The sequence below is a fragment of the Undibacterium sp. TC4M20W genome (assembly GCF_049340245.1).
Taxonomy (GTDB): Bacteria; Pseudomonadota; Gammaproteobacteria; order Burkholderiales; family Burkholderiaceae_D; genus Undibacterium.
The window spans coordinates 197984-212663 of sequence record NZ_JBMPPI010000003.1; the positions used below are offsets into that span (position 1 = coordinate 197984).

At 48.8% G+C, this 14680-nt stretch carries 13 protein-coding genes; 4 read left to right on the top strand and 9 right to left on the bottom strand.

All coding sequences use genetic code 11. The annotated features are described in order from the left end of the window. Nucleotides 1-13: 13 nt before the first annotated feature. The 3 genes from ACO0LL_RS05380 to ACO0LL_RS05390 all read left to right on the top strand — a co-directional run bounded on the left by ACO0LL_RS05380 (nucleotide 14) and on the right by ACO0LL_RS05390 (nucleotide 4006). Complete coding sequence (locus tag ACO0LL_RS05380) at nucleotides 14-706, top strand: DNA alkylation repair protein (protein WP_422949854.1); 693 nt, start codon at nucleotides 14-16, stop codon at nucleotides 704-706. A gap of 111 nt (nucleotides 707-817) precedes the next feature. Then, nucleotides 818-3490, top strand: coding sequence for a polysaccharide deacetylase family protein (locus tag ACO0LL_RS05385; protein WP_422949855.1), 2673 nt, complete (start codon nucleotides 818-820; stop codon nucleotides 3488-3490). 45 nt (nucleotides 3491-3535) lie between these two features. After that, nucleotides 3536-4006 (top strand): DUF1870 family protein, encoded by a 471-nt coding sequence (locus tag ACO0LL_RS05390; protein WP_422949856.1) that lies wholly within the window; start codon nucleotides 3536-3538, stop codon nucleotides 4004-4006. Between the two features lie 54 nt (nucleotides 4007-4060). Here the strand turns inward: ACO0LL_RS05390 and ACO0LL_RS05395 are convergent, their stop codons facing one another. Continuing rightward, nucleotides 4061-5176 (bottom strand): NADH:flavin oxidoreductase/NADH oxidase, encoded by a 1116-nt coding sequence (locus tag ACO0LL_RS05395; protein ID WP_422949857.1) that lies wholly within the window; start codon nucleotides 5174-5176, stop codon nucleotides 4061-4063. An 88-nt stretch (nucleotides 5177-5264) separates the two neighbouring features. Continuing rightward, complete coding sequence (locus tag ACO0LL_RS05400) at nucleotides 5265-5492, bottom strand: DUF6500 family protein (protein WP_422949858.1); 228 nt, start codon at nucleotides 5490-5492, stop codon at nucleotides 5265-5267. Nucleotides 5493-5701: 209 nt separating this feature from the next. Between ACO0LL_RS05400 and ACO0LL_RS05405 the strand changes: the two genes are divergently transcribed. Beyond that, nucleotides 5702-6508, top strand: coding sequence for a zinc-dependent peptidase (locus ACO0LL_RS05405; protein ID WP_422949859.1), 807 nt, complete (start codon nucleotides 5702-5704; stop codon nucleotides 6506-6508). Nucleotides 6509-6552: 44 nt separating this feature from the next. Here ACO0LL_RS05405 and ACO0LL_RS05410 read toward each other — a convergent pair whose 3' ends face one another. The 7 genes from ACO0LL_RS05410 to dapC form a co-directional block, all read right to left on the bottom strand. After that, nucleotides 6553-8538: an ATP-binding cassette domain-containing protein gene (locus tag ACO0LL_RS05410; RefSeq protein WP_422949860.1), complete on the bottom strand. Its 1986-nt coding sequence runs from the start codon at nucleotides 8536-8538 to the stop codon at nucleotides 6553-6555. Nucleotides 8539-8646: 108 nt separating this feature from the next. After that, the gene (prmB, locus tag ACO0LL_RS05415; RefSeq protein ID WP_422949861.1) at nucleotides 8647-9549 is read right to left on the bottom strand and encodes a 50S ribosomal protein L3 N(5)-glutamine methyltransferase; all 903 of its coding nucleotides are present in this window, start codon (nucleotides 9547-9549) and stop codon (nucleotides 8647-8649) included. Nucleotides 9550-9580: 31 nt separating this feature from the next. After that, on the bottom strand, nucleotides 9581-10708 hold the full coding sequence (dapE, locus tag ACO0LL_RS05420) for a succinyl-diaminopimelate desuccinylase (RefSeq protein ID WP_422949862.1): 1128 nt from the start codon (nucleotides 10706-10708) through the stop codon (nucleotides 9581-9583). Between the two features lie 2 nt (nucleotides 10709-10710). Then, nucleotides 10711-11082 (bottom strand): ArsC family reductase, encoded by a 372-nt coding sequence (locus ACO0LL_RS05425; protein ID WP_422949863.1) that lies wholly within the window; start codon nucleotides 11080-11082, stop codon nucleotides 10711-10713. Between the two features lie 3 nt (nucleotides 11083-11085). Beyond that, nucleotides 11086-12228 carry a PilT/PilU family type 4a pilus ATPase gene (locus tag ACO0LL_RS05430; protein ID WP_422949864.1) on the bottom strand — a complete coding sequence of 381 codons (1143 nt, stop codon included), beginning with the start codon at nucleotides 12226-12228 and terminating at the stop codon, nucleotides 11086-11088. A gap of 59 nt (nucleotides 12229-12287) precedes the next feature. Continuing rightward, nucleotides 12288-13115 carry a 2,3,4,5-tetrahydropyridine-2,6-dicarboxylate N-succinyltransferase gene (gene dapD / locus ACO0LL_RS05435; protein ID WP_110253528.1) on the bottom strand — a complete coding sequence of 276 codons (828 nt, stop codon included), beginning with the start codon at nucleotides 13113-13115 and terminating at the stop codon, nucleotides 12288-12290. 80 nt (nucleotides 13116-13195) lie between these two features. Then, entirely contained in the window at nucleotides 13196-14428 is a 1233-nt protein-coding gene (gene dapC / locus ACO0LL_RS05440) for a succinyldiaminopimelate transaminase (RefSeq protein WP_422949865.1), read from the bottom strand. Between the last annotated feature and the right edge of the window lie 252 nt (nucleotides 14429-14680).

Sequence of the window (14680 nt, forward strand, 5' to 3'; positions counted from 1 at the left end):
TGGAGCAATCGGTATGAAAGAAATTATCAGTCAATCTCAGCTTAGCTTATCGTCGCTTGCAGACCCGGTAAGGGCACAGGCCATGCGTGCCTATATGAAAAATCGTTTTGAATTTCTGGGTATTCCCGCACCTGAAAGGCGCAAGGCGTGCGTAGATATTATCCGGCAATTGAAAGTGGCTGATGCGGATGAACTTTTACAGATCGCAAATGCCTTGTGGGACTGTGAACAGCGCGAATATCAGTATCTGGCAGTGGATATTCTGGCCAGGCATTACCGGCGCTTACGTTTGAAAGATGTGCCAGCCTTGCTCGCATTGGTACAGCAAAAATCCTGGTGGGATACTGTCGATGGTCTGGCCGGTGTCGTCGGCGACGTATTGCGGCAAAATTTGACGGCGAGCCGGGATATGCAATCTGGCATGGACAAAGCGCTTGGGCATCCCGATTTTTGGGTAAGGCGCATCGCCTTATTGCATCAGTTAGGCTGGCGCGAACAGACCGACGTGAACAGATTATTTACCTATGCCCTGGCGCTGGCAGATGAAAAAGAGTTTTTCATTCGTAAAGCGATAGGCTGGTCCTTGCGTGACTATGCCTGGCATGATCCCGCTGCCATACGAGACTTTTTGCAAGAAAATCAGAGCCTGTTTTCTGGGCTGACCTACCGCGAAGCTGCTAAAAACCTGGAGAAATTAGGAAAATAGTTACAAAAAACTGTGCAGTTCCTTCCGCAGCAGCACATTAAGCAACCATGCTGCATGGCATTTGCAATATGATATCGCTTGTTTGTTAATTGCCAGCCTGCATTTCTCCTGATGAAACCTCAAAAACTTATCTTGTCTGCCATCACCGTCATCGGCGTGGCTGTTGCTTCTTATTTCGTCGTACAAAAAACTAACCAGTCTCCGGAGAGCAAAGCAGTAGCTTCCCAAGCTGAGCAAAAGGATGCATTTGATCCAGCCAAATTGCCAGAAGACCTGAATGGCTTGTTGGTTGCTTATCGCAAAATCATCATCTTGCTGGCTGACGAGAAAAAATTGAATGCCAAAGAGCGCAATGAAGCAAATCGGGTAGGGCAGGCTTTGTTCCATGAAAATCTGGTCAGGCTTAATGATCTGGACGTTTTTTTCAGTAAATTGAAGTCACTCAGCAATGCCAGGCGCGAAGCCAGCTTTGACACCATCCTGACCTATATAGAATCTGGTGAAAATTTATACGATGCAGACCGTCTCGCGTTCCGCGAAGTTTTGCTGAAGATGCAAACATTGATAGCGACAGAACAGACGCTGCCAGCTATCAAGCTGCACAAGCGCGTTACTGACGACTTGAATGCACTCAGTGAAATCGAAAAAGAATACGACAAAGAACTTAAAGAAATTTTCTCGCGTTTTGAATCCCGCTCCATAGAACTGAAGCGTGAGCGCTGGGATGATTACATCGCCAAACTGCGCAAGCTGTATAATCGCGAACAAATCCTCAAGGATTACGGCTTCATCCTGCCTTACCCGGAAAAACCGGAAGCTGCCGATGAAAAAGACAAGGAAATTTTCGGTCAGGGCTTACCACCAAAAACCGTCGTGTTGACTTTCGACGACGGCCCACACGCTACCTATACCGATGAAATTGCAGCGATACTCAAGCAATACAATGTGCCAGGCGTGTTCTTCCAGGTGGGTAAGAACGTCGGAAGTGTTGATGCACAGGGCAAGGAATCGCTGAATAAAAATGCTGCAACCAGCAAGAAACTATTGAGTGCAGGCCATGTGCTGGCTAATCATAGTTTCAGCCACGCTTTGCTGTCCAAGCAAAGCGGCAATAATCTGACTGCAGAAATTGAGCAGACAGATAAATTGCTGAAGGCGATAGACCCTGCACGTTCATCCTTGTTCCGCTTCCCTTATGGTGCAAAGAATAAAGAAGGCATGCAAATCCTGCACAAACTGGGCTTGCGTTCAGTCATGTGGAATATTGATTCGCTGGACTGGGCTGACCCTGTGCCCAATTCGATTGCAGGGCGTGTACTTGGCACTTTGGAGAAAGAGCAACGCGGTATTATTCTCTTCCACGATATCCATGAACGCACGGTTAAGGCCTTGCCGCTGGTACTCGATAAACTGATTGCTGATGGCTATAGCTTTGCCTCATGGGATGGCACGGACTTCAAAATTGCCAAGGGTGGCAAGCCAACGCCAGAAAAAGTCAGTATCAGTACCGACTATCAAAATAGCTGGGCTATCGTCATTGGTATCAACGACTATGCAAAATGGCCCAAGCTGCAATATGCAGTGCAAGATGCCAATGCTATCCGCGATACTTTGATCAATCGCATGGGTTTCGCCAACGACAAGGTATTGACGCTGACCAATGCAGATGCGACCCGCAATAATATCCTCGCCTTGTTCCATGAAAAACTGGGACATGGGCAATTGAAAAAAGATGACAGGGTCTTCGTCTTCTTTGCAGGCCATGGCGCAACCAGAAAGCTAAGTTCCGGACGTAACCTGGGTTATATCATTCCCGTTGATTCTGACCCTGAGCAATTGTCTGTCGATGCCATTCCCATGACAGATTTGCAGAACATTGCCGAGAGCCTCAATGCCAAACATATTTTGTTTGTCATGGATGCCTGTTATAGCGGGCTGGGGCTGACGCGCGGTGGAGGTACCAGCGCATTCCTGCGTGAAAATAGCAAGCGTCTGGGACGCCAGATGCTGACGGCGGGTGGTGCCGATCAACTGGTTGCTGACGGCGGACCTAATGGTCATTCTGTCTTTACCTGGACCTTGCTACAGGCACTGAGTGGCAAGGCCGACATGAATGGTGATGGCATGATCACCGCGACAGAGTTGGCAGCCTATATTGCGCCTGCGGTATCAAGCGTATCGCAACAAACGCCTGCATTTGGCAGTTTGCCAGGCTCTGAAGGCGGGGAGTTTGTTTTTGAAATACGTGGTGAAGGCGAATTTTTGAATGCCAAAACCAACCAGCTATCAGCTGATGCCATTGCTCTCAACAACAAGCTTGATGGTGCGGTGAGCAAAGCAGCTAGTGACACGCCCATCGTCATCAAGAACCTCAATGGTGGTGAACAAAAAATTGCTGCACCAAAAATGGTGGATGGATCATCAAGGCAACTGGCACAAAGAGCCAATGACCATGGGCTACAATTATATAAAGAGAAGCAATATGCTCAGGCAGAAGCTGCATTTACTGAGGCTTTGAAATACAGACCTGACTTTGGTCTGGCGGCAAACAACCTTGGTTTTGTCTATTTCAAACAGCAAAAATATGCAGAAGCAGCGCGCTGGTTTGAAAATACTTTACAGATTGATCCTTCCCGCTCAATTGCTTACCTGAATTTGGGTGATGCCAGGGCCTTATTGAATGAAAATGAGAAAGCCAAAAAAGCTTACACAAGCTTTCTGGAATTATCACCAAATAGTTCAAATGCCAATTATGTCAAAGAAGCGCTAAAAAAACTGAACTGAGGTTTTATTCATTAGTAGCAATTAAATTTTGAGTAAAGAATAAATATGAATGGTGTAAGTTTGAAGGCAATGCGCAGTTTGCTGCATTTCAGCCAGCACGAAGCGGCAGAACTGATTGGCGGTGTCTCAGTCCGCACCTGGAGCAACTGGGAAGCAGGCGCGCAAAAGATACCGCAAGATGTGATATCCATGATTAATTACCTCATGGTGTGTCGCAAGAAGGCAATTACAGATACGCAGGCAGCGATAAAAACCTACTACCAGCAAATGCCGCCCGGAGTCAGCAAAAAACCAGTAGCATTAGTCTGGTATGACAGCTTTGAAGACTGGTGCACCTTGCCATATCGTGAATCGATCATGTGGAGGCCGCAGCAGTCTGTGGTTGCGCATCTGATTTCGGTAGAAAACTGCAACGTTGTACAGTTTGATACAGGCGCCTATGAAGCTTGGCTGGGCCGGCGCCCGGATAGTGACTCCATGCGTAATCAATGGGCAGAAGAGCGGGTAAGCGCCTGATCACGCGTCACAAAGCTACAGTGCCGCAGCTTTGTGACGTCACCTACTTCTTGTTTATCTTTGCCCTATGCGGGTGTCACCAAACAGGTTTTTCTGATCACGCGGTTGAGAGCGCCAGTACTGCTTTGGTGCATCCACTGTCGCGCCTAATTGCGCCGCTGCATGCCAGGGCCAATGTGGGTCATACAAAATGCCACGGGCGATGGCGATGGCATCAGCTTTGCCGGCAGTAATAATTTCTTCTGCCTGATGAGCATCCGTGATGAGACCTACCGCGATGACAGGTATGCTGCAATGTTGTTTGATTTCTTCTGCCAGATGAACCTGATAACCAGGCCCCAGTGGGATTTTCTGGGCAGGTGAAACCCCGCCGCTGGAAACATGGATAAAGTCACAGCCACGCTCCTGCAATTGCTGGACAAAGAGTTTGCTTTGCGAGATATCCAGACCACCTTCCACCCAGTCTGTTGCCGATAAACGCAAGCCAACTGCCATGCTGTCTTTAGGAACTGCTGCCCGCACAGCATCAAATACTTCCAGGGGAAACCGTAAACGGTTTTCCATTGAACCACCATATTGATCTGTGCGCTGATTGGAAATGGGGGATAAAAATTGATGTAGCAAATAACCATGTGCTGCATGAATCTCAATTGCATCAATACCCAGGCGGTGTGCGCGTACCGCCGCATCAACAAAAGCCTGTTTCACGCGTTGCAGGCCGGCCTCATCCAATGCCAATGGTGCGCGCTCAGCTTGCGCATGCGGCACAGCAGAAGGCGCTACCATTTGCCAGCCACCATCTTCAAGTGCAATCAATTGACCACCATGCCATGGTGCCTGGCTGGATGCTTTGCGTCCGGCATGACCAAGCTGTATCGCAATCGGCATGGCAGAATACTGGCGTATCGAAGTCAATACTTTCGCCAGCGCAGCTTCTGTTTCATCTGACCATAAACCCAGGTCACCGGGAGAAATGCGGCCTATCGCTTCTACAGCTGTGGCTTCCAGTATCAATAAACCGGCACCTGACAAGGCAAGCCCACCCAGATGAATAAGATGCCAGTCAGTCGCTTTGCCATCTTCTGCAGAGTACTGGCACATGGGGGCAATGATGATGCGGTTCTTTAAACTTAGCGAGCCAAGCTTGATGGGGGAGAAGAGAGTGCTCATGTCTTTGAGAAATGCCTGAATGAAAGAAATAATCTGATTTCTTTATTATGCCTGCGCTTTTCTTTTGCTGCAGGGAGCTGCTCATTCTTCAGCTTGCTTCCAGAGCTTCAACGATGGTCTTGATCTTGACTGCCTTTTCGAAGTGATCAAACTTGTTTTCCATGATCCACCATGTGGCAGCTTCCATCAGTAATTGCGGGTCATCGTTTTTGTTGGCAAAGAAGGCGTAAAAGGATAGACCAACATTGCTGCCTTTTTGTTCTATTTTGTTATTACATATTTCGATGATCTTTTTTCTGAGGCTATCTCTCATCATTTCTTTTAACTCCATATTTACAAATTGAATCTTCTCACAAAATTATCTGATTCATATTCTTTAATGCCATGCGATCTGATAAGCTGATTTTCAAGGGCCATGAGCTTATATATTAATTGCTATTGAGTTTGACTTCGTCGCGCCCATTTGCATCTGATCAACGAATGTCAGATGCAAATCACATTCGCAATCCTGATTAGGTTGTCGACATGGAATGGTTAATTCTTATTATTGTTTTACTGGTACTTGGCATCGTTGTCTTGCCCAGGCTGCGCTTGCGGCATGTGTTATCCCAGGCTTTTCCGCTGAATTATTCGAAAATTTTGCGCAAAAACCTGCCGGGCTATACGCGCATGCCGACTGATCTGCAAATGCAGTTGAAGAAGCGCATACGTCAGTTTCTCTATCAAAAAACTTTTGTTGGTTGTGGGGGCTTGACTATTACTGATGAAATCAGGGTGACGATCGCGGGCAAAGCTTGCCTGCTATTGTTGAACCGTGAATCAGATGTTTATCCGCAGCTTACGCATGTGCTGGTTTATCCATCAGCATTTGTGGCGCCCCGGACTCAAATGAATAGCGATGGCATCGTCACGCATACCAATCAGGGACTCAGTGGCGAATCATGGAGTGATGGCAGGGTCATCCTCGCCTGGGATCAGGTTGCGCATAATCCCGACAATGAAGCGCGGGGGCAGGATGTGGTTATCCATGAATTTGCTCACCAGCTTGATAGCGAAACGGGAACGACCAATGGCGCTCCAGCTTTAAAGTCTGCCGCAGCTTACAAGGCATGGTCGGCGTTGATGGAAAGAGAGTATGCACTACTGCATCATGCGATAGCCAATGATATTACTACCGTCATTGATCCTTATGGTGCGACCAATCCGGCAGAGTTTTTTGCTGTCGTGACTGAAGCCTTCTTCAAGAAAAGCCGCGACCTTGCTCAATATCATCCAGCCTTGTATGAACAGTTGCGGGTCTATTACCAGGTTGACCCATGTGATTGGGTTTAATCCTTGAATCAAAAAACTAGGGGCGCTGTATGCGCCCCTTTGCTTTATTCTACTGCTTCCAGAAATTCCTGCTGTTCCAGCCAGTCAGCTTCTATCTGCCCTAACTCCTTGACGACGTAAGCTTGGTCAAGTAACAGTGTCTTCAGCTTTTCCTTATTGGCATCGTTATAGATATCACCATCTTCCAACTGTGCATCAATGTCTTTCTTTTTGATGTTCAACTTGGCCATCTGTTCTTCAAGACGTTTGATGCGTGTTTCTATTGGTTTGCGCAGATTGGCGAGGCGTGTACGTTCGTCGGCATCGCGTTTGCGTTGTTCCTTGTCATCGACCTTGACAACGGGGATGGGTTTGGCTTGTGGCAAAGCAGCTTCCTGCGCCTTGGTTTTTTCTGGCAGGGCAGGGTTGGCTTTTTCCAGTTTGTTTTTGAACAGCCAGTCTTTGTAATCGTCCAGATCGCCATCAAATGGTTGCAGCTTGCCGTCAGCAACAATGATGAACTGGTCCGTAGTTGCACGCAGCAAATGCCTGTCATGTGAAACAACGACGAGCGTGCCTTCAAACTGCGCCAGGGCATCAGTCAGGGCTTCGCGGGTTTCCAGATCCAGATGGTTGGTTGGTTCATCGAGCAGCAAGAGGTTGGGGCGCTGCCAGACTATCATTGCCAGAGCAAGGCGGGCTTTTTCACCGCCAGAGAATGGTTTGATAGGGCTGCTCACCATGGTGCCAGGGAAGTTGAAGCCACCAAGGAAGTTACGTAATTCCTGCTCACGTACATCAGGGGCAATATGGGCCAAATGCCACAAAGGTGATTCATCATGGCGCAGCATTTCTACCTGGTGTTGGGCAAAGTAACCGATGGACAAACCCTTGCCAGTTTGCATGACACCGTTCAATGGTGCGATGTCGCCGACGATGGTTTTGATGAGTGTAGATTTACCTGCACCATTCACACCTAAGAGGCCAATGCGCTGACCGATTTGCAGCGTGAACTTGACATCGCCCACGATTTTTTTCTCGGTGAAACTGTGATCAGTTTCTGATTCTGTACGATAGCCGCAATCCACATCTTCCATCACCAGCATGGGATTCGGGGCGCTCAGTGGCTCGCGGAACTCAAAAGAGAACTCGGCCGCAGCGCGCAAAGGCGCCATTTCTTCCATGCGCGCCAAGGCCTTGATACGGCTTTGTGCCTGCTTGGCTTTGGATGCCTTGGCCTTGAAACGGTCAATAAAAGATTGCAGATGGGCGCGTTTGCGGTTTTGTTTTTCCAGCATGCCTTGCGCCAGTTCCAACTGGGCTGCACGCTGACGTTCAAAACCGGAATAGTTACCACCATAGCGCTTGAGCTTGCGTTCATCAATATGCACGATGACATTTACCACGCCGTCGAGGAAGTCGCGGTCATGGGAGATAATGATCAAGGTACCTTCATAACGCTTGAGCCAGTCTTCCAGCCAGATGATGGCATCCAGATCCAAGTGATTGGTTGGTTCATCAAGCAACAGCAAATCGGATTTGCACATCAGTGCCTGTGCCAGATTCAAACGCATACGCCAGCCACCAGAAAAACTGGCAACTGATTGTTCGAGTTCATTGATCTTGAAGCCCAGGCCCAGCAGCAATTGTTCTGCGCGTGGGCGCACAGTATAAGCATCAGCATCGGCCAGTGCGCCATACATATTGCCGATGGCAATACCGTTTTCATAGCTTTCTGGTTGCGCTTCCAGTTCAGCCAGTTGTGCTTCCAGTTTGCGCAAGGCGACGTCGCCATCTATTGCGTAATCGATGGCACTGCGTTCCAGTGGTGGTGTTTCTTGCGCAACGTGGGCAAGCTGCCATTTGGCTGGGAAATCGATGCTACCCTGGTCAGGGTGTAATTCACCGCGCAACATGGCAAACAGACTGGATTTGCCTGCACCGTTGGAGCCGATCAAGCCTATTTTGTCGCCGGGATTGAGCGTCACATCGACGCTGTCAAATAATGGTTTGATGCCGCGCGCCAGGACGACTTGTTGAAGACGTATCATATAAACTTAATTAATGGGTAATGCTATTGTTGATGCGAAAAAATGGAAAAACGGGCAAAACTGGTTTTGCCCGTCTTCATTATGTTTATTGCACTGTACTACACTGATTTATGCAGTGAAATTGCTCAGTTGGTCAGCCTCTACCAAAAATACCATGTCATCACCGGCGCTGGTACTTAACCAGGTCAGATTCAGTTCCGGGAAGGCGGCTTCGGCGAAGGCACGTTCATTGCCAATTTCCACCATCAGCAAGCCATCTTCAGTCAGGCGTTGAGCCGCACCTGCGACTATTTTGCGCACCAGGTCCATACCATCATCGCCGCCAGCCAGAGCAATTTGCGGCTCGTGCGTGTATTCCTTGGGCAGTTTGGCCATGGAACCAGAATTTACATACGGCGGGTTGGTGATGATCAGGTCATATTTCTTGTTCGGCACATTGCTGTACAGGTCAGATTCGATCAGGGTAATGCGGTCCTGCAATTCATAGGTTGCCACGTTACGCTTTGCCACTTCCAGCGCATCTTTGGAAATGTCGACTGCATCCACATGCGCTTCAGAGAACATATCTGCCAGCATGATGGGCAGGCAGCCAGAACCGGTGCACAGTTCAAGGATGTTGCTGATGGCTTCCGGATCTGTCACCCACGGTGAAAAATGTTCAGGTATCAGTTCAGCGATGAAGGAGCGCGGCACGATGACGCGTTCATCCACATAGAAGTTGTAAGTGCCAAGCCATGCTTCATTGGTAATGTAGGAAGCAGGCACACGATCTACTGCACGTCTGTCAATCACGCGCAAAACGGCATCTATCTCTGATGGCAATAAATGCGCATCAAGGAAAGGCTCAATCTTGTCGAGTGGCAGATGCAAAGTATGCAGCAGCAAATAAGCGGCCTCATCCAGGGCATTGGCACTGCCATGGCCAAAGAACAGTTTCTCTTTGTTGAAACGGGTGACAGCATAGCGCAACAGATCGCGCAGGGTCAGAAAGGTAGTAGCGGGTGTAGTCATATTGTTTCCATATCGGCCAGTGGTAAGCTGATCAGGTCAGCAGGTTTTCCAGAGTGCGGCGATAAATGTTCTTGAGCGGGTCTATGTATTGCAGCTCTATGTGTTCGTCAATTTTATGGATGCTGGCATTGGGTGGCCCAAATTCCACTACTTGTGGGCAGATCTTGGCGATGAAACGGCCATCAGATGTACCACCGGTAGTAGAGAGTTCGGTTTCTATGCCTGTTTCGGCACGTATCGCATCACCCAGTGCATCGCTGAGGCTGCCTTTGGGTGTCAGGAAAGGATGACCACCGACTGTCCATTTCAGATCATATTCCAGACCATGTTTGTCGAGTATGGCATGCACACGTTGCTGCAAGCCTTCGGCTGTACTGGCGGTAGAGAAACGGAAATTGAAATCAATAACGGCTTCGCCAGGTATCACGTTCGATGCACCTGTGCCGGCATGAATATTCGACATTTGCCAGGAAGTAGGCAGATAATATTCATTACCTTCATCCCAGACTTCTGCAACCAGCTCAGCCATGGCAGGGGCTGCCAGGTGAATGGGGTTTTTTGCCAGTTGCGGATAGGCGATATGGCCTTGTACACCTTTGACTATCAGCTTGCCTGACATTGTGCCGCGACGGCCATTCTTGATGGTGTCACCCAGTTTATCTACTGAAGTTGGTTCGCCAACGATGCAATAATCGAGTTGTTCGCCACGAGCTTTGAGCTTTTCGCAAACGACCACTGTACCGTCCGTAGCCGGGCCTTCTTCATCACTGGTGATCAGGAAGCCGATGGAGCCTTTGTGATCTGGGTGAGCAGCTACGAATTCTTCTGTTGCCACCACAAAAGCGGCAATCGAAGTTTTCATATCCGCCGCACCGCGACCATACAGCTTGCCATCTCTGTGAGTAGGTGTAAATGGGGCAGATTGCCATTTTGTGACGGGGCCGGTAGGTACGACATCAGTATGGCCAGCAAACACCAGCAAAGGCTGGGCCTGACCACGTCTGGCCCACAGATTGGTCACATCGCCAGACTGTATGGTTTCGCACTGGAAGCCCAGAGGTTCCAGCAGGGCGATCAAAGTGTTTTGACAGCCTTTATCTTCAGGAGTGACCGAATCCAGCACAATCAGCTGTTCGGTCAGGGCTAGTGTTTTACTCATGTTTACTTATGAAAAATGGACTGGTACTGTGGCACAGAGAAACCGACATTCACTTGTGATTTGCCGTCGTTATTGATCAGCAATACCGGGCGTTTGATGACAGATGGTTTATCCAGCATCAGAGCAATGGCCTGTTCCGTATCTTCAGCAGACGCTTTTTCTGCATCGTTGAGTGCGCGCCAGGTTGTGCCTTTGCGGTTGATCAGTACATCCAGGCCTTGATGCTCCAGCCAAGTTTGTATGGCGGCACGGTCCAGGCCTTGTTTTTTGAAATCATGGAATTCAAAAGCCAGTTCCTGCTCTTGCAACCAGGTACGGGCTTTTTTAACGGTGTCACAGTTTGAGATGCCAAACAGGGTAATGCTTCGCGTCATACTTTATACGTTCAGGGTAAATTCTGTGAAAGAAGCTTCTTCTTTGGTTTCTGGTTCCGGTTCTGGCTTTGCTGCTACGGCAGTGGATGCTTCATTGTTCAGCAGCCATAACAGGTTATTGGCAGAGTCAGAGTTCGCCAGGCCTTCTTCCTGCGTAATCAGGCCTTCACGTATCAAATGCATGAGGGCGCGCTCAAATGTTTGCGAACCAGGCGACAAACTTTTCTCGATCGCTTCCTTGATCTGGAAGATATCGCCTTGTTCTATCAACTCAGCCACGTAACGGGTATTAAGCATGATTTCGACCGCCGGTGCACGACCACCGTCTATAGCGCGTATCAGGCGCTGCGAGATAATCGCGCGTATGGAAGACGACAAATCCAGCAACAATGCACTGCGTGTTTCCATGGGGAAGAAACTGATGATACGGTTCAAAGCTTGATAACTATTATTCGCATGCAGGGTCGCCAATACCAGATGGCCGGACTGTGCATAGGCAATCGCTGCCATCATGGTTTCGAGATCGCGGATCTCACCAATCAGGATGCAATCAGGTGCCTGACGCAATGAGTTCTTCAGCGCAGTTTTCAGACTTTCAGAATCGCTACCAATTTCACGCTGGTTGACGATGGATTTTTTACTGCGGAACAGAAATTCTATCGGGTCTTCCAGTGTCAGGATATGACCAGTCTTGACTTCATTCCTGTGATCCAGCATGGATGCAATCGTGGTTGATTTGCCTGAGCCGGTAGAGCCGACCAGCAAGATCAAACCACGTTTTTCCATAATCAGCTCAGCCAGTACTGGCGGCAGATGCAAGGTGTCGAGCTTGGGAATATCACCGGGCACATAACGGAACACAGCAGAGATAGAGCCACGCTGACGGAACGCCGAAAGACGGAAGCGGCCTATGCCAGCAGCGCCGATACCGACATTAAGCTCGTTTTCAGCTTCCAGTTGCTCCATATGTTCAGGTTCTACTACCTCGCTGAGCAGCGACAGGATGTTTGCCTGATCCATTTTCTGCTGATTGATAGGGAGCAGATTGCCATTGATTTTCAAGTGTATGGGCGAATTCATCGCGAAAAACATGTCAGATGCATGTTTTTCCTTCATCAATTGAAATAACCTCTCCATCGCTGCCATGATGTGTCCCTAAGCTGAGCTAATTATTAAAATAAAAATACAAAAAAACGCAAAAGTGCTTAAGCGCCGCGCAACAATTCATTGATACTGGTTTTGGAGCGTGTCTGTGCATCGACACGTTTCACGATCACTGCACAATACAGGCTGTATTTGCCATCAGCAGACGGCAAATTGCCAGAAACTACGACAGAGCCTGACGGTACGCGGCCATAGCTGACTTCACCTGTCGCGCGGTCATAAATCTTGGTGGATTGGCCGATATACACGCCCATGGAAATCACGGAATTTTCTTCAACGATCACGCCTTCTACGATTTCTGAACGTGCACCGATGAAGCAATTGTCTTCAATGATGGTTGGGTTGGCTTGCATAGGTTCCAGTACGCCACCGATACCAACGCCGCCGGACAAATGCACGTTTTTACCAATTTGCGCGCAAGAACCGACAGTCGCCCAGGTATCAACCATCGCGCCTTCATCGACATAAGCGCCGATATTGACATAAGAAGGCATCAACACCACGTTTTTGGCAATAAAGCTGCCACGGCGTGCAACTGCTGGTGGTACTACGCGGAAGCCGCCTTTGACGAAGTCTTCAGCCGTGTAATTGGCGAACTTGGTTGGCACTTTGTCGAAGAACTGCATGTGCTCGCCAGAAGGCATAGTGATATTGTCTTCCAGGCGGAAAGACAGCAATACAGCTTTTTTGATCCACTGATTGACTTGCCAGCTACCTTCAATCTTTTGCGCAACGCGCAGGGTGCCTGCATCAAGTTCGCTCAATACATGGGCAACTGCCTCGCGGATTTCTGCAGGAGCAGATTTTGGTGAGAAATTTGTGCGGTCTTCCCAGGCTTGATCAATGATTTGCTGTAATTGTTGAGTCATGTTGAGTGTCTTCAAATGGAAATGTAAAAAATAAAAACCGAAATAATCTTGTGTCTGCTGTCTGCTGTCTGGCTGCAGTATCAGACTGCTGCCGGAGTAAAATTCTTGCAAAAGCTGACTATCCTTTGTGCCGCTTCCAGGCATTCTTCAGGCTCAGCCACCAAAGCCATGCGTATGCGGTTTTGCCCAGGGTTGACGCCATGGGCTTCGCGCGCCAGATAACTGCCGGGCAGAACTGTCACATTATATTCCTCGTACAGGCGGCGGGCGAATTCTGTATCCGACAAACCCATGGCATCAGGAATTTTTGCCCACAGGTAAAAGGCAGCGTCAGGCAGTGTCACGTCCAGCACTTCTTGCAAAATCGACGTGATCTGGGCAAATTTGCGTATGTACTTGTCGCGATTTTCTTGCACATGTACTTCATCATTCCAGGCAACGACCGAGGCAGCCTGTATGTTAGGGCTCATGGCGCTGCCATGATAAGTCCGGTACAGTAGGAATTTATTGATGATTTCAGCATCTCCCGCGACGAAACCAGAGCGCATGCCAGGTACATTCGAGCGTTTGGACAGGCTGGACAAGGTAATCAGGCGTTGATAATCATTCCTGCCCAGTTCACGTGCGGCTTGCAAGCTGCCCAACGGTGCTTCGGCCTTAAAATAAATCTCGGAATAGCATTCATCGGCAGCAATAACAAAACCATAACGATCTGACAGGGTAAATAACTCTTTCCAGTCATCCAGGTTCAATACTGCGCCCGTAGGGTTGCCCGGTGAACAGATATACAGTAGCTGTACGCGCTGCCACACTGATTCAGGGATGCTCTTGTAGTCAGGTGCGAAATTGCGGTCAGGGTCAGCATTGGCAAAATAGGGCTCAGCCCCGGCCAGATAGGCTGCGCCTTCGTAAATCTGATAAAACGGGTTAGGGCACACCACTAATGGCAAGCCATTTTTGCAGGCGCTGGGGTCGATGACGGTTTGCGCCAGGGCAAACAGCGCTTCGCGTGAACCGATGACAGGCAAGATCTGAGTTGCTGCATCCAGCGGCGGTATATTGTAGCGACGTCCCAGCCAGGCAGAAATGGAATTGCGCAAGGCATCAGAGCCAGCAGTCGATGGGTAACTGGCCAAGCCTGCCATATTGTCGACAATAGCATCCTTGATCAAGGCGGGAGTAGGGTGCTTGGGTTCGCCTATGCCCAGACTGATGGCTGGAAATTTGGAATTTGGCACAACATCGGCAAACAGGCGCTTCAGTTTCTCGAACGGATACGGCTGCAACTTACTGAGATAGGGATTAAATGTCATTTTCGAATTGTTGTCGACGCTAAACAGGCTTTTTAGCTTATTTCTTTGGTCTGCTTGAGTTTGCTGCTTTTTAATTGCAATCCGTATTATAGCGTCCTGAGGATTCTATAGAGAAAGGCTTTCACCTGTACTTGCGTGAAATACTGATTAATATGTAAATTGTGTCATAAGTTTGAAAACTGAAAATTTTGCTCTTACGATGGTATTATGCAGCGATACAGGAACGCGGCTGGCATTGATGGCCTTGGCATA